Origin of the sequence: Mucilaginibacter flavidus (genome assembly GCF_024055575.1) — a bacterium.
In the GTDB taxonomy this organism is placed as follows: Bacteria; Bacteroidota; Bacteroidia; order Sphingobacteriales; family Sphingobacteriaceae; genus Mucilaginibacter; species Mucilaginibacter flavidus.
Genome location: NZ_JAMXOE010000010.1, coordinates 37,912 through 61,225, shown reverse-complemented (window position 1 = coordinate 61,225; position 23,314 = coordinate 37,912). Strand labels below are relative to the sequence as shown.

Annotated in this window: 12 protein-coding genes; 9 read left to right on the top strand and 3 right to left on the bottom strand. The window is 44.8% G+C overall.

The annotated features are described in order from the left end of the window. Positions 1-21: 21 nt before the first annotated feature. From NAF19_RS15755 to NAF19_RS15740, 4 genes are read left to right on the top strand one after another with little or no spacing between them, the layout of a single operon-like run. A complete protein-coding gene (locus NAF19_RS15755; protein ID WP_252791030.1) occupies positions 22-1,311 on the top strand; it encodes an MFS transporter in 1,290 nt (429 codons plus the stop codon). Positions 1,312-1,326: 15 nt separating this feature from the next. After that, positions 1,327-4,851: a nitrate reductase gene (locus tag NAF19_RS15750; RefSeq protein ID WP_252791029.1), complete on the top strand. Its 3,525-nt coding sequence runs from the start codon at positions 1,327-1,329 to the stop codon at positions 4,849-4,851. Next, positions 4,851-6,281, top strand: a complete 1,431-nt coding sequence (locus tag NAF19_RS15745; protein WP_252791028.1) for a rubredoxin — start codon at positions 4,851-4,853, stop codon at positions 6,279-6,281. The genes NAF19_RS15750 and NAF19_RS15745 overlap by 1 nt, the downstream gene beginning before the upstream one ends. Before the next feature lie 12 nt (positions 6,282-6,293). Then, the gene (locus tag NAF19_RS15740) at positions 6,294-6,884 is read left to right on the top strand and encodes a DUF4202 domain-containing protein (RefSeq protein WP_252791027.1); all 591 of its coding nucleotides are present in this window, start codon (positions 6,294-6,296) and stop codon (positions 6,882-6,884) included. Between the two features lie 271 nt (positions 6,885-7,155). Here the strand turns inward: NAF19_RS15740 and NAF19_RS15735 are convergent, their stop codons facing one another. Then, positions 7,156-8,961 (bottom strand): DNA topoisomerase 3, encoded by a 1,806-nt coding sequence (locus NAF19_RS15735; protein WP_252791026.1) that lies wholly within the window; start codon positions 8,959-8,961, stop codon positions 7,156-7,158. 332 nt (positions 8,962-9,293) lie between these two features. Here NAF19_RS15735 and NAF19_RS15730 point away from each other — a divergent pair, with 332 nt between their 5' ends. Beyond that, positions 9,294-10,832 carry a glycoside hydrolase gene (locus tag NAF19_RS15730; RefSeq protein WP_252791025.1) on the top strand — a complete coding sequence of 513 codons (1,539 nt, stop codon included), beginning with the start codon at positions 9,294-9,296 and terminating at the stop codon, positions 10,830-10,832. An 80-nt stretch (positions 10,833-10,912) separates the two neighbouring features. Next, entirely contained in the window at positions 10,913-12,736 is a 1,824-nt protein-coding gene (locus tag NAF19_RS15725) for a glycoside hydrolase family 35 protein (RefSeq protein WP_252791024.1), read from the top strand. Positions 12,737-12,882: 146 nt separating this feature from the next. Here the strand turns inward: NAF19_RS15725 and NAF19_RS15720 are convergent, their stop codons facing one another. Beyond that, a complete protein-coding gene (locus NAF19_RS15720) occupies positions 12,883-13,803 on the bottom strand; it encodes an AraC family transcriptional regulator (protein ID WP_252791023.1) in 921 nt (306 codons plus the stop codon). Positions 13,804-14,069: 266 nt separating this feature from the next. On the opposite strand from NAF19_RS15720, the gene NAF19_RS15715 reads away from it, so the two are divergent. From NAF19_RS15715 to NAF19_RS15705, 3 genes are read left to right on the top strand one after another with little or no spacing between them, the layout of a single operon-like run. Next, entirely contained in the window at positions 14,070-17,408 is a 3,339-nt protein-coding gene (locus NAF19_RS15715; protein ID WP_252791022.1) for a DUF5107 domain-containing protein, read from the top strand. Next, positions 17,398-18,471: an aldose epimerase family protein gene (locus NAF19_RS15710; protein WP_252791021.1), complete on the top strand. Its 1,074-nt coding sequence runs from the start codon at positions 17,398-17,400 to the stop codon at positions 18,469-18,471. Before NAF19_RS15715 ends, NAF19_RS15710 begins: the two co-directional genes overlap by 11 nt. Positions 18,472-18,498: 27 nt before the next feature. After that, positions 18,499-19,830: a sugar porter family MFS transporter gene (locus tag NAF19_RS15705; RefSeq protein ID WP_252791020.1), complete on the top strand. Its 1,332-nt coding sequence runs from the start codon at positions 18,499-18,501 to the stop codon at positions 19,828-19,830. Positions 19,831-20,094: 264 nt separating this feature from the next. On the opposite strand, the gene NAF19_RS15700 is transcribed toward NAF19_RS15705, so the two are convergent. Continuing rightward, positions 20,095-23,277: a glycoside hydrolase family 2 TIM barrel-domain containing protein gene (locus NAF19_RS15700; RefSeq protein ID WP_252791019.1), complete on the bottom strand. Its 3,183-nt coding sequence runs from the start codon at positions 23,275-23,277 to the stop codon at positions 20,095-20,097. Between the last annotated feature and the right edge of the window lie 37 nt (positions 23,278-23,314).

Below are 23,314 nucleotides of genomic sequence, written 5' to 3'. Positions count from 1 at the left end.
CATCCTCAAAAAAGAAAGATCATGGAAAAGCAACTCACCAAACTCAATATATTTTCAGCAAAGGGCATACAAATGCGCACATTTCACATCACGTGGCTTATGTTCTTTGTTTGTTTCTTCGGCTGGTTCGGCCTGGCGCCGTTAATGCCGACTATCCGTGCCGAACTGCATTTAACCAAGGCACAAATAGGTAACATCATCATCGCTTCGGTAGGCTCCACTATTATTGCCCGCCTTATTATTGGTAAGCTGTGCGATACCTGGGGGCCACGTAAAACAGCAGTACGGCTGTTGCTCATCGGTTCGCTGCCGGTATTTTTTGTAGGGCTGGCGCATAGCTATACTACTTTTTTAATGTTCAGGCTGGCAATCGGGGTTATCGGGGCATCGTTCGTAATTACCCAGTTTCACACTTCCATGATGTTTGCACCCAATATAAAAGGCACAGCAAACGCGGTTACCGGCGGCTGGGGCAACCTGGGCGGCGGGGTTACCAATATGGTGATGCCTTTAATATTTGCCGCCATTGTTGGTTTTGGCTACACATCTGCCGAAGCATGGCGCTACGCCATGATTGTTCCCGGCACAATGATGCTGGTAATTGCATGGCTATATTATAAATATACTAAAGATACCCCCAATGGCAACTACGACGAGATAGGCTACAAAACCAAATCAACCAAAACAGACTGGTCCGTATTGGCCGACTGGCGCATTTGGGCCCTGACCATGGCCTACGCCATGTGCTTCGGCATGGAAGTTACTTTTGATAACGTGGCTTCACTGCATTTTGTAGACAATTTCCATTTGTCGCAAAGTTCAGCTGGCTTTTGGGCCGGGATATTCGGTTTCATGAACATTTTCGCCCGGGCATTGGGTGGTATCGTATCAGACAAGGTTGGCAAAAAACATGGATTGCGCGGTAAAGGCTTATTGCTGGCTGGTGTACTACTTTTAGAAGGCTGCGGATTGGTACTGTTTGCACAATCGGGCACTTTGTTAATTGCCATTATTTCCATGCTGTCGTTCGCGCTTTTCCTTAAAATGTCAAACGGGGCAACCTATGGCATTGTCCCTTTTGTTAACGAGAAGAATGTTGGCCTTGTAAGTGGCATAGTTGGGGCTGGCGGTAACCTGGGCGGGATGCTTTTTGGCTTCCTGTTCAAATCATCGGCTATTACCTATGTGCAGGCTTTTACCTATATCGGTTACACAGTAATGGTGGTAGCGGCAATTGTATTTGTTACCCGTTTCTACAAGCAAACAGCCAACGAAGAACAACCGGCATCGGGCATAGCAGCGGCGGTATAATTTAAGATATAACACATGCAATCACCCGGAAAAAATATCCAATCGCTCACCTCAACCTGCTGTTATTGCGGGGTTGGCTGCGGCGTGGTGGTTAATAAAGAAAAGAACGGAGATATTTCCGTTACCGGGAATAAAGAATACCCGGTTAACAAGGGTATGCTGTGCAGCAAGGGCATCAACCTGCACTATACCGTAAATGATAAAAGCGACCGGCTGCTGTACCCGCAAATGCGCTACAACAAAAGCATGCCCCTGCAAAGGGTAAGTTGGGACGATGCGCTCGACCGTACAGTGGCCGTTTTTAAAACGTTTATCGAAAAATACGGGCCTGATTCAGTCGCGTTTTATGCCTCCGGGCAATGCTTAACCGAGGAGTATTACGTGGTAAATAAGCTGATGAAGGGTTTTATCGGCAGTAATAATATCGATACTAATTCGCGCCTGTGTATGAGTAGCGCAGTAGCTGCTTACAAAATGGCGCTGGGTGAGGATAGTGTACCGCTTTGTTATGACGATATTGAACTGGCCGACTGTTTTTATGTAACCGGCGCTAACCCAGCCTGGTGCCACCCGATATTATGGCGCAGGGTTGAGGCGCATAAGGCGGCTAACCCGAATATTAAAGTCATAGTGGTCGACCCAAGGGTGACGGACACCTGCAGCCTGGCTGATTTGCACTTACAAATCAATCCCGGTACAGATATCACGCTGAACCATGCCATCGGCCGCTTGCTGATCGAGAACGGAGATATTGATATCGACTTTATCCGTAACCATGCGGAAGGGTTTGAGCAATACAGTGCGCTGGTATTTAAGCGTACCCTTGCAGAATCGGCAAAAATATGCGGTGTCAGCGAGCGTGATATGCAGCTTGCCGCCAAATACATCGGCGAAGCCAAAGGCTTTATCTCTATGTGGACCATGGGACTAAACCAAAGCAGTGTTGGTGTAAACAAAAATCTGAGCCTTATAAACTTGAATTTGATAACCGGCCACGTGGGCAAGCCCGGGTCAGGGCCTTTATCCCTGACCGGGCAGCCCAATGCCATGGGTGGCCGCGAAGTTGGCGGGCTGGCAAACCTGCTGCCAGCACACCGCGACTTGAAAAACCCGCTGCACCGCGAAGAGGTACAGAAGTTTTGGAAGGGCACGAGCATTAATCCCGAACCGGGCCTAACCGCTACCGAGATGTTTGAGGCTTTGAATGATGGCAGGTTAAAAGCAATCTGGATAATGTGCACCAACCCGCTCACCAGTTTACCTAATGTGCGCTTGGCTGAGCAGGCCTTGAAGAAAGCCAAGTTTGTATTGGTTCAAGAAGTAAGCAATAAGCCCGAAACTTTAGCTTATGCCGATGTGATACTGCCTGCCGCCGCCTGGGCTGAAAAAGAGGGCACCATGACCAATTCAGAAAGGCGCATCAGTTATCTCAATAAAATTATTGAGCCGCCCGGCGAGGCCCTGCCCGATGCCGAAATTATTTGCCGCTTTGCCCGTAAAATGGGCTACCAGGGATTTAATTTTAAAAACAACGCAGAGATTTATGCTGAGCATGTTAAGCTAACCGCAAAAACAAATATCGACATCAGCGGACTTAGTTACGAAGTACTGAAAGAGCAATCTTCGGTACAATGGCCTTATAAAAAGAAAAGCAAACCCGGCGGTACAGAGCGCCTTTTTGCTGATAAAAAATTCTTCACCCCATCGCAAAATGCGATAATACATCCCGTGCCTGATGCTTTTACCAGTGAAAGACCGGACAACGACTATCCGTTTATATTAACCACCGGCCGTATCCGCGATCAGTGGCATACTATGAGCAAGACCGGTAAGGTAAATAAGCTGAACCAGCACCTGAAGGAATCTTTTATAGAAATAAACCCGCATGACGCTGCCGGCCTGCACTTAAAAGATGGTGACGTTACAGTAATAACTTCGCGCCGCGGCGAGGTGCGGGTGAAAGCAAAAGTAACAACTCAAATTAAGCCGGGCGTAGTTTTCTTACCGATGCACTGGGGGAAAATATTAGGTAACGACCTGCACCGGGTGAATAATATCACCAATGATGCGGTCGACCCAATCTCGAAAGAACCCGACTTTAAATACTGCGCCGTTAACATTGAGAAATATAAAAAGCCCTTTCAACGTGTTGTAATTATTGGAGCGGGTGCCGGTGCTTATGGTTTTGTAAAATCGTACCGGGAACTGAACCCTGCCGACCGTATTACCATTTTCAGCAAGGAAAATTTTCCGTTTTACAACCGGGTGATGCTGCCCGACTATATCAGCGGCGAACAGCAATGGGAGCAGTTAGTTAAGATGAAGGATTCGGAAGAACCTGGATACCGCATTAATTTACTGCGGGGTGTAAGTGTCGAAAAAATAGACCGCGAAACAAAATATGTTATCGATGCGAGGGGTATTAAAACACCATATGACGTGCTGATTATGGCCACCGGCAGCCGGGCAGCCATCCCTAAAAATGTGCCCTCACTGCCCGGTATATTCACGATGCGTAGCCGTACCGATGCTGATAATTTTAAAAAACATATCAAAAAAAACGGGCATGTAGTAATTGTTGGTGGTGGCTTACTCGGGCTTGAAATGGCGGCATCATTGCGCGAAATGGGAATCAGGATAACTATTATTCAACGGACTTCCAGTTTTTTAAACCGACAGTTAGATGCCCTGGGGAGTAAATTGCTGCACGAAGAAATGGTTGACCAGGAATGCGATATTTATTATGATGACGAGGTGCAGCTGTATTATGGCCGATCAAAACTAACCGGTATTGCCTTGCGCAGCGGACGTAAAATTGACTGCGACGCGATGATTCTTGCCATAGGAACCACGCCCAATCTTGAGCTTGCCCGCGACTGCGGGCTGGAATGCAAACGCGGTGTGGTTGTAAATGAGCGCCTGCAAACCAGTGACCCGGATATTTACGCTATAGGCGAGATTGCCGAATTTGAAGGCATCTTATATGGCATTACCGCTGCCGCCGAACAGCAGGCCTCTGTTGTTGCCGGTTACATGAACGGCGACATTGCCAGCTATTACAAAGGCAGCCTATTCATGAATATTATAAAAATACACGGTTTCGACCTTTGCAGTATTGGCCTGCCCGAATGCCCTGATGAACCAGGTTATGAAGAAGTAGTTTTTATCGATAAGGCTAAGCGCTATTATAAAAAATGCATCATCCACCAGGACAAGCTGGTAGGCGCCATATTAATTGGCGATAAAAGTGAGTTCCTGGAGTTTAAGGAATTGATTGCCAACAAAACTGAACTAAGTGAAAAGCGCCTGCAACTACTACGTAGCGGCAACAAAGCCGACCCGGTATTAGGTAAACTGGTATGCAGCTGCAACAACGTAGGCAGCGAAAACATCAACATAAAAATTGCAGGAGGCTGCGATAATATAAAAGACCTCTGTTCTGCCACCGGCGCCGGTACCGGGTGCGGTTCATGCCGGCCGGAGGTGAAGCGCCTCCTGGCAGAAGGATTGAAAAACCTGGTTCCGCAAAATGTAGCCTGATGGAGTACCTAATTAAAATAAACTTATCTGGGGGCGTTGTATCGGCCGGTGACCTTTACGAGATATTGGTAATTGCCGAAAACGCAGGCGCACAGCACATCCGTTTCGGCAACCGGCAACAATTATTTTTTTCCATTCCGGGTAATGAACTGGAAGACATGGAGATGGAAATGTTGCAGGCCGGTATTGTTTATGAGATCGATGCCGATAAGTATCCCAATATCATCAGTTCCTATGTTTGCGATACTATTTTTAGCCAGGAAGGTTGGTTAAGAGAGGGCGTTTATAAAGACATTTTTGACCTCTTCAGTTACCAGCCCCGGCTAAAAATAAACCTGGTAGACCGGCATCAAACTTTTGTACCGTTTTTTGGCGGCAACTTTAATTTTATCAGCTCAGATGTAAGCAACTACTGGTATTTGCATGTCCGGTTCCCTAAGACTAGCCAGTTTTACTGCTGGCCTTCGCTTATTTATTCAAATGATATACCTGTTATCAGTAAAAAGGCCGAAGAAGTTATCCTGAAAAACAGGGCCCTGTTTTACGACATGCCGGATATCGATGAGCAGCTTTTTTTTGATATGGTGACCAAAGGGACAGCTACACATATGCAGCCGATGACTGTACCCTTACAATTGCCCGATTTTTACTTGCCTTATTACGAAGGTTTTAATAAATACGATAACAAATACTGGCTGGGTGTTTATCGCCGCAATGAACTTTTCGAAATTTCGTTTTTAAAAGAAGTATGCAGCCTTTGTCTTGAAACAAGGATAGGGCAACTATATACCACGCCCTGGAAATCAATTTTGATAAAAGGCATAAATCCCGGCGACCGCAACGACTGGGGTTTTATCCTGGATAGATACCGTCTAAACGTAAGGCATGCCTCGAACGAGTTAAACTGGCAAATAGAAGATATGTGCGAAGAAGGGCTTACGTTGAAGCAGCACCTGGTACGCGAATTTGAAAAGGCCGATTTGCGAACCTACCGTTTAAGCTTTGCCATTAAAACGCAATCCAAAACCGGTTTGCTGGGGTCGATCATTATAAAAACACAACCATCGGGTAATTTCGAGGTGTTACATACGGCAGATTTTAACCCGAACTCAAAAAATTACATTTCCTATAAAAAGAGGGTTAAAGCGCAAAACCTGGTGGAGCAGTTAATTGATTTATGCAATAGCTATTATCAATTGTCGCAAAGCAAAACAAAAATTGTAGCCCCTTTGGTTAAAGAGGCTGAAGACTTGCCTGCAAACGTAGACGTGCTTTACCAATGCAGGCACTGTTTAACCGTTTATGATAAAGCTTACGGCGATGAACTAAACACCATACCAGCCGGCACTGCTTTTGCAGATATTGACACTTATACATGCCCGGTTTGCGATGCCGATAAAGATAGTTTTGAGTTGATGGAGAAAAGATAGTAATTTAAGGCGATGAATAAATTAGACGCCGCGTTCCAGCTTTTTGATGCTTATAATATGCAAGATCCGCGCAATTTTGAGTGGGATGGGACCAACTACCCGCAGGAATATTTCTTCGCTATTAAATTGCATGACTGGATATTAAAGCTGGATCCTGCAGCCAGCGAAGAACTGCTACTGGCATCACGAAGTCAGCATATTGGCCGTTGGGAAATACCACGTGAAAGCTACCCCGAAGGGCGGGATCCTTATTTGAAATGGCGAAAAGACCTTGCACAGCACCATGCAACCATAACGGGCAGTTTAATGGAACAAGCTGGTTATGAAACTGCGGAGATAGAACGGGTGAGCCAAATCATCCTAAAAAAACGCATTAAGGTAGACGCTGATGTTCAGACCATGGAAAACGCGCTTTGCTTGGTGTTTCTGCAATACCAGTACGAGGATTTTAGGAAGAAATACCGGAATGAACCGGATAAAATGATCAATATACTTCGTAAATCGCTGTTAAAAATGGATAGCCATGGGCATAGTTTTGCCTTAGGTTTAAATTTTACGCCACAGGGCCTCGACTTAATTAAGCAGGCAATGAACGCGGAGTGAAGACGCCAGGGAAATATGTTCGAACCGTCTTTTACGTATAAAGAAATTTTTATTTCATCGAAATATAAAATAGCTAAATCAATTTAGCTATTTTAGCTCCACTTATTATCGATTTAGCAAATAAAATCAAAAAAATCGATTTAGCAAATAAAATTATGCTGATGCTATATATATTTTACATATAGAGAATAGAGCTGCATTATCGTTAGCATTGATGGCAGCGGGTTGTGAGGTGAAGGGCTGCAACCTGTATGATGCTTTCCTAAAAGAATCATTTTACCAATTGCATCCCTTTACCTGCAACCAGCAGTTCCTGCGTAATTGTGCAGGTATAAGCTTTGATCTCCTCCTGGAAGCCGGTCACCGAGGCGCCGGAGCGGATCTCCTCCAGCCTCTTTTCCCAGTTGCCGGTCAGTTCCGCCTGTGCGATGCGGTAATCTTTTACAACGTTGTAAACGGCAAGGCCGGTTGGGGTAGGTACCAGGTTCTTTTTTTCGCGCACAATGTAGTCGCGTTTAATCAATGTTTCAATAATGGCGGCGCGGGTTGCAGGCGTGCCCAAACCGCTATCTTTCATGGCATAGCGCAATTCTTCATCGTCAATTTCCTTGCCGGCTGTTTCAAGTGCTTTTAACAGGCTGGCCTCGTTATATAGAGGACGAGGCTTGGTCTGTTTTTCCAACAGGGTCTTTTCAACAATAGGCAAGTCTTCTCCTTGTTTAACTTTTGGAAGACTGGCGTTTTCCTCGTCCTTTTTTTCTTCGTCGGGTTCGTTAAACACGGCACGCCAGCCGGCTGTACTAATTACTGTGCCGCTGGCAATAAACTTATGACCGGATTCTACGATAATTTTGGTAATTTCCTTGATGCAATCCTGGTGAAAGGCTTCGAGCATGCGGCCCGCTACCAGGTCATAAATCGCTTGTTGATCATTCGAAAGTTGGCGGGGCTCTTCACCGGTTGTCAGGATGGCGTGGTGATCAGTTACTTTTTTGGCATTTACACTGCGTTTGCTAAGTTTGGCGCCCATAAGTACAGCTGCTTGTTTACCCAACTCCGGATGCCCGCTTAGCTTTTCTATCAATTGGGGTACAGTAGCAAATACATCATCGCCGATGTAGCGACTGCCCGTTCTTGGGTAAGTAACCAGCTTACTCTCATAAAGGTTCTGTAAAAGAGTCAACGTCTGATCGGCCGTAAAACCTTTCTTTTTATTAGCTTCCTGCTGCAGGCTGCTCAGGTCGTGCAGTAAAGGAGGAGGTTCTTTTCTTGGTTTGGCTTCTACACTTAATATATTGCCGGTTTCTTTTACCTGGTCAACAATCAATTGTGCAGCGTCCTTCGTTTTGTATTTCTCTTCGGTTATTGCGCGGAAAACCTGCCCGTCCTTATCCAGCATGATACTCACCTGGTAAAATGGCTCGGGGACAAAGTTTTTGTTCTCGTTATAGCGGGAGCAGATCATGGCCAGCGTAGGCGTTTGCACCCTGCCTAGTGATAGTACGGAACGTGAGCCTGCCGATAAACTAAGCGCCTGCGTGGCGTTCATCCCCACCAGCCAATCTGATTGTGAGCGGCAATGCGCAGAATTAAAAAGCGTATCATAGTCGGAACCGGGTTTTAAGTTCCGGAAGCCTTCCTTAATGGCTTCATCAGTTTGGGAAGAAATCCACAATCGTTTGAAGGGCTTTTTGCACTTCAGGTAATAATAAATATAACGGAAGATCAACTCTCCCTCCCGCCCGGCATCCGTCGCCACTATAATTTCAGTCGCCTCGTCAAACAGTGATTTAATGATATCCAGCTGTTTCCTAACGCCGGGATCTTCAATCATGCCATCCTTAGATTTTACTTTACGAATCGCCAGCTTAAATTTTTGCGGGAGCATCGGCAGGTTCTGTACATTCCAGCCATAAAACCCGTACTCTTGTGGCGCTGCCAATTGCAGCAGATGGCCGAACGCCCAGGTAAACGTATAGCCTTTGCCTTCTATATAACCATCTTTCTTCGTCGTTGCCCCGAACACTTTGGCAATCTCGCGCCCCACAGACGGCTTTTCAGCAATGATCACTTTCATACCTGCCGAAAGTAGCTAATTTGGACTGACCTCACCAAACTGTAATTTTCAACAATCCACATGTGAGCGGTCCAAATAAATTATTAATCCACAAAGTCAAGCGGCCTATAGCGAACTACCAGGCGGGGTAAAAAACCAAATTGTTTAATGAATATTTATTACAAATAAAAAAGCAAATACTTTCAAATGGCAAATAATTAATGTTAATTTGACATATATACCCAATTACATTAGCTAAATGTCAATCGCAGTAGCAAATTGTACAACAATAAAATAAATTACAGTTCAACTTCCCCGGCGTTTTGTAGTGGTATTTGAACTTTTATCCAGTTATGATAGCAACTTCTACCCTTAAAAAAGTCATACCGGCATTAGCATTGCTACTGCACTACGGTATTTTAGTTAAAGGCCAACAGAGCGCTATTTCAGTAAATATCGATCTGTCAAAAACTTACCAGCAAATTGACAATTTTGGCGCATCGGATGCCTGGGCATGTCAATTCATTGGCAAATGGCCTAACGAAAAAAAAGAAAAGATTGCCGACTTACTATTTAGTACTGACACGCTTACCGATGGCTCACCCCGGGGGATTGCGCTGTCGTTGTGGCGGTTCAATATAGGTGCGGGCAGTGCCGCTCAGGCCGAAAAAAGCGGCATCAAAGACGAATGGCGGCGGGCCGAATCATTTTTAAATGCCGATGGCTCTTATAACTGGCAAAGCCAGGCCGGGCAATTGTGGTTTTTGTCGGCTGCAAAAAAACGCGGTGTTAATCAGTTCCTCGGTTTCGTAAATAGCCCCCCGGTAAACTTAACCGTTAATGGTAAGGCATTTGCAACTGCTGGTAAATCAAACATTGCCGCTGAAAAGTACGGTGCATTTGCTAATTATCTTTCCGCTGTCGAAATAGGCATCAAAAAGCAAACAGGTATCAACCTGGATTATATAAGCCCGGTGAATGAACCACAATGGGACTGGAGCGATGGCGGCCAGGAAGGATGTCCCTATTCAAACAGCGAAATTGCCGGCCTTTTGAGGGCAATTGATACAAGTTTTTATAAAAACCATGTACCATCAAAAATCATAATGGCCGAAGCCGGTAGCCTGGCTTACCTCTTACCCGCGAGCGATAAACCAAGCAAGGGCAACCAGGTTGATGACTTTTTTAAGCCAGGGTCTGTTAACTATATCGGTGATTTAAAACATCTGAAAAGAGCCCTCGCAGCGCACAGTTATTTTACCACTTCGCCCGACTCAACAGCCAGAAAACTGCGCCGGTCACTTGCTGATCAATTGAATAAATACCCAGGGTTATCGTTTTGGCAATCGGAATATTGCATACTTGGTGATAATGCAGGTGAAATTAACGGCAGCAAACGCTCCCTGGGTATCGACGCCGCCTTATACCTTGCCAGGGTTATTCATACCGATCTTAGCGTGGCCAACGCTTCGGCTTGGCAATGGTGGACAGCCGTTTCGCGATACGATTATAAAGACGGGCTTATTTATGTGGATAACAATAAAACCGACGGCAATTATTATGACAGCAAGATGCTCTGGGCATTGGGCAATTACAGCAGGTTCATCAGGCCGGGTGCTGTAAGAGTTGATACACAGGTAAGCGGCGATCAGCGTTTACAAAGCCCGTTATTAATTTCCGCCTTTAAAAAGGGTAATCAACTGGCGGTTGTCGTTATCAATAACAACACAGAACATGTACCGCTCAATATAATTGCAGGCAATGCTAAAATTTCTAAAGTCAAGGTGTTTACAACGTCGTCAGCAGCAAATCTCCAGGCGGGTACTGCTGATAACAGAACAGTAGCGATCACCCCCCGGTCGGTAACCACGATAACGGCCACTATTAATTAATCTATGCAATTAACCAATAAATATAGTAAACTCTCAATTTTACAGCTAACCATTTCAAAAACCCTTTAAATATACCACCGATGACCCTTAAAAAAGCACTAATGCTATCGTTTATCCTGCTTTGGCATATTAGCCTCAATGCTCAAAAAATAACTCATTCCTTTGCTTTGAGCGATTCGTCTTTTATGCTTGATGGTAAACCCTTCCTGATGATTTCGGGCGAAATACACTACCCCCGCGTACCCCGCGAGGCCTGGCGTGCACGTATGAAGATGGCAAAAGCTATGGGACTTAACACTATTGGCACATATGTTTTTTGGAACCTGCACGAACCGCAAAAGGGTAAGTTTGATTTTAGCGGGAATAATAACGTAGCCGAATTTGTTAAAATAGCAAAGGAAGAAGGATTGTGGGTGATACTACGGCCAAGCCCGTATGTATGTGCCGAATGGGAGTTTGGAGGGTATCCGTATTGGCTGCAAAATGAAAAAGGATTGATAGTGCGAAGCAAGGAGGAAAAATACCTTAAAGAATATGAAACCTATATTAAAGAAATAGGCAAGCAATTGGCGCCATTACAAGTAAATCACGGAGGGAATATATTAATGGTGCAAATTGAGAACGAATATGGCTCATACGGTAACGATAAAGAATACCTTGCAATTAACCAGCGACTATTTAAAGAAGCCGGCTTTGATGGACTGCTTTATACTTGCGACCCAACAGACGCGATAGCAGATGGCCATTTACCGGGCTTGCTTCCGGCAATTAACGGTATTGATAACCCTGTGAAAGTAAAAAAGTTAATCAGCGAAAATCATGGTGGCAAAGGCCCCTTTTATATTGCTGAATGGTATCCTGCCTGGTTTGACTGGTGGGGCACGGCGCATCATACTGTACCTGCTGAAAATTATACCGCCAGGTTAGACGGCGCTTTATCAGCGGGGATTTCTATTAACATGTACATGTTTCACGGCGGCACCACCAGGGGTTTTATGAACGGCGCTAATTACGATGACAAGCACCCCTACGAGCCGCAAATAAGCAGTTACGATTATGACGCACCGCTGGACGAAGCAGGCAATGCCACAAACAAGTTCATGTTGTTCAGGCAGGTCATTGCCAAACATTTGCCTGCGGGGCAAACCCTGCCACCGGTGCCGGCAGCCAAACCAACCATAGCTATTGACAATATTCAGTTAAATGAATCGGCCGGGATCCTTGATATTTTACCAAAACCTGTTCTTAACAAAACCCCTTTAACTTTTGAGGATTTAAAGCAGGACTATGGTTTTGTATTATACCGCACTACAATAAAGGGCGGCAAAACAGGCGTAATTAAACTCAATGAATTACGCGATTACGCAGTCATAATGATAAACGGCAAAAATGTTGGCTTGCTTGACCGCAGGCATAAACAGGACAGCATTAAACTTACTTTACCGGCGGGCAGGGTTAAGTTAGATATCCTGGTTGAAAATTCAGGCAGGGTAAATTTTGGTCCATACCTGCTTAAGAATAAAAAAGGCATAACAGAAAGCGTGAAGTTTAATGGGGCTGAAGTTTATAACTGGGCAATGTATAGTTTACCGTTTAAACATGTTAACAATATTGTTTACGGCAATAAAAAAGCAACACACATACCGGTAGTACGCAAAGGCGAATTTAATCTTTCAAAAGTAGCTGACACCTATTTAAATATGGAGTCCTGGGGCAAAGGAGTGGTTTGGGTAAATGGTCACAATTTGGGTAGATACTGGTCGGTAGGCCCGCAACAAACGCTTTATTTGCCGGCCGAATGGCTAAAGAAGGGAAAGAATGACATTGTTGTATTTGAAATGTTAAAAGGCGAAATGAGCCGCTTAAATGGCAGTGCAACCCCAATATTAAATAAGTTACAATAAAGAGGATAACGTATTATTAAATATCGGAATGTATTTGTTGATATTTATATTGGAATATTTTAATAGGGTATTCCATTGATAGAAAGACGAACGACTAATTGTCGTATTGAAGAACAGCTATTGGCCTCAAAGCCACTCACAATGGCTTAGGTTGCTATGAGTGATTTAGTTTCAGCATTGCGTTTGCGATAGGCAGATGGCGAAATGCCCATCAGGCGGCTAAACATTCGGGAGAAATAATATTGGTCATCAATGCCTATGCAATACGCGAGTTCTTTGACGGTCATAGTAGTAAATACAAGGTACTGACAGGCTTTTTGTATTTTAAGGTGATTGAAATATTCAATAGGGGAATATCCTGTTTTCTTTTTGAACAGCGATGAAAAGTGTGTAACCGAAAGACTGGAAAAGTCCGCCATTTGTCTGAGTGAGATGGTTTGCTGGATCTTATCCTGCATCAGTTTGATCACGGTATCGACCATGTCGGTTTTGACTGTTTTTTTAATCCGGTTGAATTTGTCTTCATAGATCATGGAAGACAAGAAATGATAAAATATCATGTTTACGTAACGCAGCGTATCATCGCCGTAACCGTTCTCCAGGTTATAATAGATGTCGTCAAAAAGCCCGATGCGGTCTTCGTTGAAAGTTAACTGTGGCCTGTAATTGTCTGAGTTTTTGACGATCAGGTCCGCAATAAATGCCGAGCTTTCTCCCTTAAAATGTGCCCAGTAAATCGACCAGGGATTTTGTTCGTCAGCCCCATATCGATGAGGCGTATGGGCGGGAATAGTGATAAACTGCGAGGGCGAAATGCGGACGCGTTTCTTGTTGATCTCGATCCATCCATAGCCTTCGATGCAATAAATAATAATGTGCTGGCTTATTCCGTGTGCCCTTTCCGCATAATGAAACATGGCTTTCGGATAAAAACCAATATCGGTAATGTATATCTGTCTCGTTACCGGATCCTTGACGAGAAACTCGGACACAATTTTTTTGGGGATGACGATCAGGCGCTGCCCGTCAAATCCCTCTCTTTTTCTCGGTGATTTTTCCTTTGACATTAATTTACCCTGAATTCATTTGTAGAAGTGTATAAAAATCCATCATTTTCACAATATTAGTCATTCCAACTCGCTGATAATCATATTAGGTTTGTTATCATAAACCAATTATAGTATTTATTTAGCCGGGAAATGATTTAATTGACAATATTTTTTTTCAAAAAACAAATATTGTGTAGTTCCTGAAAAATAGCCATTAAATCTTAACAGGAGTTTTATTGTCCATCCTGCCACTAAAATAAAAATAGCATAAATTAGTATAATATATGGACGTAAAAGCCTGGATAGAACAAGTCAGTATTCCTACTTACGGAACCGGAAAACCTGAAAAGAATCCAATGTTCCTCGAGAAAAGAGTGTATCAGGGCAGCAGTGGTGTAGTTTATCCCCACCCCGTAATTGAAAAGATAGAAGATGAAAAACATGACCGGACATATACCGCTGTGTTTTTAGAAAATGAATACCTGAAAATAATGATACTGCCCGAACTTGGCGGCAGGATACAGTGGGCTTATGACAAAGTAAAAAACCGCGACTTTGTGTATTATAACCAGGTGATAAAGCCTGCGTTGGTGGGCCTCGCCGGTCCCTGGATATCCGGCGGTATTGAATTTAACTGGCCGCAGCACCACCGCCCCAGCACTTTTTTGCCGGTTGACTTTAAAATTCAGGAAAACGCTGATGGCAGTAAAACAGTCTGGGTTAACGAACTGGAAGTAATGTTTCGCACAAAAGGGATGGCAGGTTTTACGTTATATCCGGGCAAAGCTTACCTTGAAATTAGCGGCAAACTTTTTAACCCTACCCCTTTCCCGCAAACTTTTTTGTGGTGGGCAAACCCGGCTGTGAAGGTGAACGATGACTATCAATCAGTATTCCCGCCCGATGTTTACGCGGTCTTTGATCATGGCAAACGCGATGTATCAGACTTCCCTATAGCAACCGGAACTTACTATAAAGTTGATTATGCACCGGGTACCGATATTTCCCGGTATAAAAACATCCCTGTGCCAACATCATATATGGCCATACAATCAAAATACGATTTTATGGGATGTTATGAGCATGACACCCGGGGAGGCATGTTGCACGTGGCCGATCACCATATATCACCCGGCAAAAAGCAATGGACATGGGGGAATGGTGATTTCGGTTTTGCGTGGGACCGTAACCTCACCGATGAGGACGGACCCTACATTGAACTGATGACCGGCGTATTCACCGATAATCAGCCCGATTTTTCCTGGCTGCAACCCAACGAGGGAAAAACGTTCGAACAGTACTTTATGCCTTATTCGCAGATAGGCCTTGTAAAAAACGCTACTAAAGAGGCTATGATCAGTGCGGGAAAGGTTGACAGTAATTATTTTGTAAAAGTTTATGCCACGGCCGTATATGAGCATGCGGTAATTAAGATATTGCACAACGGAGAGGAGATGAAGCGTTTTACTGCAAACATATCCCCCGAGGCTGTATTTGAGACGGCCTTTGATATACAGGACGACCTAGACGAAACTGAACTGCAAATAGTGGTTACAGATAATAAGGGTATCACCCTGGTTAGCTATCAGCCCGAAAAAAATACGGAGCATGATATTCCTGCAGCAGCAGTAGCCGCAAAACAACCCGCGGAAATTGAACAAATCGAAGACCTGTTTTTGAACGGGTTGCACCTGGAGCAATACAGGCACGCTACCTATAACCCATTGGATTATTATGAGGAAGCATTGCGGAGAAGCCCCGGAGACATCCGTTGTAACAATGCCATAGGCTTATTATTGCTTAAAAGGGGCCAGTTTGCAAAGGCTGAACCATATTTCAGAACAGCCATCAAAACAATCACCAAAAGGAACCCCAATCCTTATGATGGTGAGCCTTACTTTAACCTGGGGCTGAGCCTTAAGTTGCAAGGAAAACCCGATGAGGCTTTTGATGCATTTTATAAGGCAGCATGGAACGATGCCATGCAACACAGCGCCTACCTGGAGCTGGCGCGGATAGCAACTGCACAAGGAAAATTGGACCAGGCCCTTTCCCTGGTTCAAAAATCATTGATACGCAATTATCACAGTTCGCCTGCACGCCACCTGAAAACATCGTTGTTGCGCCTCAATGCCAGGTCAGGTGAAGCATTGATTTTTATCAATGAATCATTAATTATAGACCCGTTCAATTATGGTTGCATGTTTGAAGAATATTTGCTTGCAGGTGAACAGGAAGACAGCGCCACAAAATTGAAGAACATCACCGGCCTGATACGCAGCGAGCCTAACAATTACCTGGAACTTTCATTAGGCTATGCCCAGGCAGGTTTATTCGGGGAAGCGCTGCAGGTTTTGGACGGATACGAAAAACACCACCCGGTAACAAGCCCGATGGTGTTTTATTATAAATGCTGGTTCGCTGCAAAAACCGGCGATGTAGAATCAGCAAAGCGGCATGCGGTACAGGCTGCGGCAAAAATCGATGGTATTTGTTTCCCGAATAAAGTAGAAGAAATATTGATCCTGCAAAATGTGGCTACCATCAATCCTGCTGACGCAAGGGCGTACTATTACCTTGGGAATATTTGGTATGATAAACGCCAGTACAGCGAAGCAATTCATTGCTGGGAAACATCGGTAACTTTAGATAAGTCATTCCCAACAGCGCACCGCAACCTCTCGCTGGCCTACTACAATAAACTAAACCAAAAAGAAAGCTCACTTGCTGAAATGGAACTGGCATTTGAGTTGGATACTACCGATGCTCGCGTGCTGATGGAGCTTGATCAATTATACAAGATCAGCGGCAGTCCTTTTGAAGAACGGCTTAAACTGCTTGACAAATACCCGGAACTTGTAAACGAACGTGATGATCTTTACCTTGAGCGGATTGTATTGTTAAACAATCTACGCCAATATAAATCAGCCCGGGAATTACTGGCCGCTCGCAAATTCCATCCATGGGAAGGCGGCGAAGGCAAAGTTGTTGGGCAATTTTTACTTTGTTATATAGAACTCGCCAAAGAAGCTATCAAAAACGGCGATTATGAACAGGCTATAACACTTTTAACGGCCCTGGAAAAATACCCGGAAAACCTGGGCGAAGGCAAGCTTTATAATACACCGGAAAATGATATCAATTACCTAATGGGTTGCGCGTATGAAGGCCTCCGGCTTGGCGATGCTGCTACAGCCCGGTTTAAAGCCGCAACAGCCGGCAATAGCGAACCGGTACAGGCCATTTATTATAACGATCCTCAGCCGGATAAGATATTGTACCAGGCACTTGCCTGGCAAAAATTGGGTGACCATCAAAAAGCCAGGGACATATTTCAGCGCTTTATCAACTTCGGGATACAGCACATGAACGATGAGATACGTATTGATTATTTTGCTGTTTCGTTGCCGGATATGCTGGTATTTGATATTGATATCAACCGCAGGAACTATATCTTTTGCCACTACCTGGTAGGCCTGGGCAAAATGGGACTCGGCGAAATTGAAGAGGGCAGGGCATGTCTCGAAGAGGTTTTAAATATGGACATTAACCACCAGGGGGCTACGGTCCATTTGAGAATGACAGATTTTTTTCATCAAATAAACAAGGCTGATGTTAGATAGCAATAAAGCACAATTGCAAGTGTTAAGTGAGTCTTGTGGGTTCAGCAATGGCGAGCAACTTTACCTGGTTACGATCAGTAATGATGATACTATTGTAAAACTGACGAACCTTGGGGCCGCAATAACCGCCATATTTACCGCCGACCGCAACAGTGTCCACCATAATATCGTGGCCGGATATGAGGATATTAGCCGGTACCGGGACAATCCCCATTACTTCGGTTGTATTTTGGGGCGATACGCCGGCCGTATAGCAGGGGCAAAATTTGAGTTGGATGGCGAGGTTTTTTCCCTTTCAGAAAACGATGGGGTAAATCAACTGCATGGGGGGATTGAGGGGCTCAATAAAAAAGTGTGGAAGATCAAATCGTTCATCAGGGAAGATAATGAAGCAGGGGTCATTATGGAATATTTGAGCCCGGACGGAGACGAAGGATATCCCGGAAATTTATGGGTGACCATAAAGTACATTTTGGACAAGGATAATAAATTAAAGATTATTTATGATGCTGTGACAGACAAAAGTACCCCGGTAAACCTGTCCAACCATTCCTATTTTAACCTGACCGGGTTTGTGTCGGGCGATGTATTGAAACATACGTTGCAGATAAATGCCGACGCCTATACAGAGAATGACGAGCATAGTTTACCGACGGGCAGAATTATACCGGTTGATGGAACCCCTTTAAATTTTTTAAGCCCCAAAGAGATCGGAGCTGACATCACGGACGTAACGGCATCGGACGGCTTTAACCACAATTTTGTTTTAAACGATTACTTTCCGGGCAAAATGAGATTGGCGGCCACACTTTCAGATGCGGCCTCGGGAAGGGTACTAAACGTTTATACAGACCGACCCGGGTTACAGTTATATACCGCCAACGATTGGACAGGCCATATCATAGGCCCTCAAGGGTTAGCCTACAACAAACATGCCGCCGTAGCTTTGGAAACACAGTTTTTTCCCGATTCGCCAAACCATCCCGGATTTCCTGACACTATTTTGAGGCCCGGCCAACGTTTAATCAGTGAAACTATTTATGAATTCTTTGTTTGCAAATAACAATTACCAACAATTTAAGTTTAAAAAATGCAGCAATCAAATACTAAGAACCGGTACATTTTAGGCATCTCCTTTATCTCGGCATTGGGCGGCTATTTATTCGGATTTGATTTTGCGGTGATAGCAGGCGCTTTACCATTTTTGCAAAAGCAATTTGTTTTCGATGCCTACTGGGAAGGATTCGCCACCGGCATATTAGCCATCGGGGCAATAGCAGGTTGCATACTCGCCGGACAGGTAGCAGATAAATATGGCCGGCGGCCGGGCCTCATGCTCGCGGCAGCGTTATTTGCTATTTCGTCGCTTGCTATGGCAATTGCGCCAAACCGCGACCTTTTCCTGGTAGCAAGGTTTGCTGCAGGCGCCGGCGTTGGCATGGCGTCTATGTTATCGCCCATGTATATTTCCGAAATAGCTCCCGCAGCAATAAGGGGGCGGCTGGTGGCCATGAACCAGCTTACCATTGTTTTGGGTATCCTCATCACAAACCTCGTCAATTATGCATTGCGGAATAATGGGGCCGATGCATGGCGCCTTATGTTTGGCCTTGGTATGATACCATCGGGATTGTTTTTAATAGGGGCATACTTTTTACCGGAGAGCCCGCGGTGGCTTATCCGTAATAACAAAGAGCAGGCCGCCGAAACAATCCTGCGTAAAATGGGAGATAGCGCATACGTCGCTGAATCCTTGTCGATGATCAAAAAATCAATGAACGGCGCCGCCAGGATAAATTATGCCGCAGTATTTAAGCGTGCAGTATTACCTGCGCTGTTAACCGGGATCGGCCTCGCAGTATTTCAGCAATTTTGCGGTATAAATACCGTATTTAACTATGCGCCGAAAATATTTGAAAGCATCGGTGCGTCAAAAGACGATCAGCTTCTGCAAACCGTTTTCATTGGCGCTGTAAACCTGGTATTTACAATTCTGGCTATGGCCCTGGTTGATAAACTGGGCCGGAAGCCGCTGATGCTGATAGGGGCCGGTGGCCTATGCCTGTTATATGTACTTATTGTTCATGCATTGCAGTCGGGATCAGGCATGTTGTCGGGATTGCTTTTAGCGGCGATCGGAACATACGCCATGACTTTAGCACCGGTGATATGGGTGCTTATCTCAGAAATTTTTCCCGTAGGCGTGCGTGCTGCCGCTATTACTGTAGCGGTAGTAAGTCTTTGGCTTGCATATTTCATATTGGTGTTCACTTTCCCTGTTTTGTTTGAACATTTGAAGGAGTACACCTTTTACATCTACGCGGGAATATGCGCAGCCGGGTTCTTATTTACTTTATTGCGGATAAAAGAGACGAAGGGGAAAAACCTGGAGGAGGTGGAGCAAGCAGTCTCAATGCATTAATTGCTAAAATACACATCAGTCACTAAAGTAAAAATGAGCCGTGCGTTCAGTAGAGGTGCCGAACTCATGAATCCCCCTTTATTTGATGTTGGCTCAATTTTTCAGAAATCTGGCTATCTGAGAGAATATCGAAACGTTTTTTTACTGCTTAGGAAAATCACGGTGCTATCATGGCTTTCGCATCGATCCTTATCTAAGAAGCCGCTCTGCTTTCGCAAAGCGGCTTCTTAGCCTGTGAAGGAATATGTTCCAGCCGTTTTTCTCCTATTTAATACTTATAACATAACTAAACTTCTGCGATGAGGACATCGGCGTGCATGTTGCAAGCGGCCTCGGTCCACACGAATTGGAGCCGACACCCAGCGTGCGGGCATCCACACATAAAACTGTTGCCTGGCTTTGCGGCAGATCAATACGGTACTCCACATTCTCCATCTCTTCATCACTATAAGGCAACGCTGAAACCTGCAGAAGGGCTGTGTCCTTTTTAATTGTCAACGATGAACCCGTTGTGTTGCTTAGCTTCGCCCAGCGTATATCTTCGTGATTACCGGCCTCCATCGGCTTTTCGTACGGTGTTAATTGCTGTTTAACCGTACTTTTATACAGGCCCACATCAAAGCCTTGCTTACGGTCGATGTAATTCTCCATCGGCCCTCTGCCGAAATAATCAAACTGGTCATAGCTTTTGTTCAACATAAATCTTACGCCTACTCTTGCCAGTGGAACGGCTTCATCACTGAACGACAGATCGTTGTTTGCCTTTATGGTGCCATCTCCGTTTATTTGGTATTTAACCTTATGCGTTACAGAGAAGCCATTCCTGCCCTTGCCATCCAATTCTGCGTTGATTTCTACATTGTCATCGCCTTTTTGTTTGTAGGATACCTTTGCTACCGTCCATATTAATTTTTTAAGGCCGTATTTATTCCATAAGTCATCAGCCCACATATCATCATTACGGTGGGGTGCACGCCACAAATGCAGCATCGGCCCGCCCTGGTTAGTGAGCATATCGTTTCCATGGCTTTTAATTTCGGTGAAAATGCCTTTGGTTTTGCTAAAAACCAGGCTAAAATCCTTTGCTGTTATAAAAATATTTTTGTCATCATCTGATGCTTTAACCTGCTCTTGGCTATTGGACCTGCTTTCGACAGCAACTGCGTTTTCATTGGGCAGAGCAAGCTGTTGTGAAGCTATTTCGTATCCTTTTTTTGCCCAAAGCTCATCCTTAGTTGTGGTGAATGCAACCCTTAAAAAGTATTCTGCACCGGGTTTCGGTGTAAACTGGTTTGGAATTTTAACATCTTCTGATTTACCCGGGGCAATATGCGCGGTCGACAAAGCCCCTTTACTTATCTCCACGCCGTTTTCGGTGAGGCTCCAGCTTGCGGCGAAATCGTCGAGGCTGATAAACTGGTAGCGGTTATGGATATTTATAACTCCTTTCGCCAGGTCAACAGGAACAATACTGATCCATTGATAAGCGTGCTTTAATTCCGGAAAATGCGGCTTTGGGGTACGGTCGGAAAATACCACGCCCTTATGTATAAAATAATGATCGTTGGGTGTTTCACCAAAACCGCCGCCAAATGCTATGATCGGGTGTTTGGGGTCAAATTTATTGTAGATGCCCTGATCCTGCCATTCCCATATACAGCCACCCAATAAATTGGGATATTTATCAAACAGATCGTTATAGTCGGCCACGCTTCCCATAGAGTTAAACATGGCATGTGCATATTCGCATAAGTAAAATGGCTTAGTCAGTTTAGGATCGGTGGCATATTTTTCAACGTTTCCAAGGCCTGTATACATTTCGCTGTCCATATCGGCTGGATTTTCATCGCCGATGCCGAAACCCTGGTAGTGAGTTGGCCGTCCAGGGTCGATATTTTTAATAATATTTAATGCAGCCCTGAAATTCGAGCCTCCGCTGCCGCATTCATTTCCAAGCGACCAAATAATTACTGAGCTGTGGTTCTTAAAATTCTCCACGTTGGCCACATTCCGGTCGATTATTGCGGCTTTTATCCTTGGGTCTTCGTTAAATTCGTCCCAGGCGCCGTGGCACTCCAAGTTTGCCTCTGCTACCAGGTAAATACCATATTCGTCGCACAGCTCGTACCATCTCGGGTCATCGGAGTAGTGGCAGGTTCTTACATGGTTGCAATTTGCCTGCTTTATAAGGACAATGTCCTTTATCATCTGGTCTTCAGTAATAGCGTGGCCAACATCCGGCCAGTTCTCATGCCTGTTAACGCCTTTCAACTTCACCGGCACACCGTTTACCAGGAATAACCTTCCCTTTATTTCTATTTTACGGAAACCGGTGCGGGTCGACACCGTTTCAACCGTTTGATCTTTGTCTTTTATGGAAATAACGGTGGTATAAAGTGCAGGGGTTTCAGCGGTCCATTTACGCGGATGCGCCACCGGAATGCGCACCGTTAAGGCAATTTCCTCTCCCGGCTTCAAAGCGGGAATTTTTGCCATCGCTTTGGCGTTATCCACCAGCTTAGCGCCATCATACAAATCCACAACCAGGTTGCGTGGTTTTGTAGATGTAGTGCCGAAATTTTTTACTTTACCCGTAACTTCAACCGTTGCATTATCATAGCCGGCATCAAAATCTGTCTTAACAAAAAAATCGCGAATATGCTGCTGTGGCGAGCTCCATAGTGTTACGTTTCTGAATATTCCGCTTAACCGCCACATGTCCTGGTCTTCAAGGTAGGTGCCGGTGGTAAAACGGTACACTTCAACAGCAATCATATTGTTGCCGGGCTTCACAAAATTGGTAATATCAAAATCGGCGGCATTTCGGCTGTTTACGCTATAGCCCACTTTTTTACCGTTAACCCAAACAAAAAATCCGGCGTCAACGCCGTCAAAGGTCACAAAAATGCGGCGTCCGTTCCAGTTGGCAGGCACCTGGAAATTACGCCTGTAGCTGCCTACCGGGTTCCTCTCTTTGTAAGCAGTAAAGCTAACCGGCGGCGTAGTCATCACGTGCGGAAAATCCTTTTGGAAAATGTAGTTGTAATTACTGTAGTATGGTGTACCATAACCTTCAATCTGCCAGTTCGAAGGCACTTTTATTTCAGCCCATTTATCAACTTTGTAGCTTGTTTTGTAGAAATTAACGGGGCGCTGCTGCGGCCAGCCAACCCAATTGAACTTCCATTGGCCATTAAGCGTTTTTGCATAAGTTGATGCATGGCGGTTTGCCTTTAACGCTTCGGTTAAATTAGCATAAGGCATTAATGTAGCATGAGCCGGCTGTTTATTTATGCCGATGCATTCAGGGTCTTCTATTTCCTTAGGGATAAATGCGGTGTCTGTTTTCGACAACCAACTCGCCGATTTCATTTGAGCCGGGCTTATTTTATAGCAAAGCGTAAAAAATAAGATCAACGCCAGCTTCGATATTTGTTTTTTAAACATGCCTTTATCTTGTTTTCATTGGTGGTGAGCAATATGA

What these genes read in the sequence shown, in the direction of transcription:
- NAF19_RS15755 (WP_252791030.1), top strand. Translation starts at nt 22, where the DNA reads ATGGAAAAGCAACTCACCAAACTCAATATATTTTCAGCAAAGGGCATA.
- NAF19_RS15750 (WP_252791029.1), top strand. Translation starts at nt 1,327, where the DNA reads ATGCAATCACCCGGAAAAAATATCCAATCGCTCACCTCAACCTGCTGT.
- NAF19_RS15745 (WP_252791028.1), top strand. Translation starts at nt 4,851, where the DNA reads ATGGAGTACCTAATTAAAATAAACTTATCTGGGGGCGTTGTATCGGCC.
- NAF19_RS15740 (WP_252791027.1), top strand. Translation starts at nt 6,294, where the DNA reads ATGAATAAATTAGACGCCGCGTTCCAGCTTTTTGATGCTTATAATATG.
- NAF19_RS15735 (WP_252791026.1), bottom strand. Translation starts at nt 8,961, where the DNA reads ATGAAAGTGATCATTGCTGAAAAGCCGTCTGTGGGGCGCGAGATTGCC.
- NAF19_RS15730 (WP_252791025.1), top strand. Translation starts at nt 9,294, where the DNA reads ATGATAGCAACTTCTACCCTTAAAAAAGTCATACCGGCATTAGCATTG.
- NAF19_RS15725 (WP_252791024.1), top strand. Translation starts at nt 10,913, where the DNA reads ATGACCCTTAAAAAAGCACTAATGCTATCGTTTATCCTGCTTTGGCAT.
- NAF19_RS15720 (WP_252791023.1), bottom strand. Translation starts at nt 13,803, where the DNA reads ATGTCAAAGGAAAAATCACCGAGAAAAAGAGAGGGATTTGACGGGCAG.
- NAF19_RS15715 (WP_252791022.1), top strand. Translation starts at nt 14,070, where the DNA reads ATGGACGTAAAAGCCTGGATAGAACAAGTCAGTATTCCTACTTACGGA.
- NAF19_RS15710 (WP_252791021.1), top strand. Translation starts at nt 17,398, where the DNA reads ATGTTAGATAGCAATAAAGCACAATTGCAAGTGTTAAGTGAGTCTTGT.
- NAF19_RS15705 (WP_252791020.1), top strand. Translation starts at nt 18,499, where the DNA reads ATGCAGCAATCAAATACTAAGAACCGGTACATTTTAGGCATCTCCTTT.
- NAF19_RS15700 (WP_252791019.1), bottom strand. Translation starts at nt 23,277, where the DNA reads ATGTTTAAAAAACAAATATCGAAGCTGGCGTTGATCTTATTTTTTACG.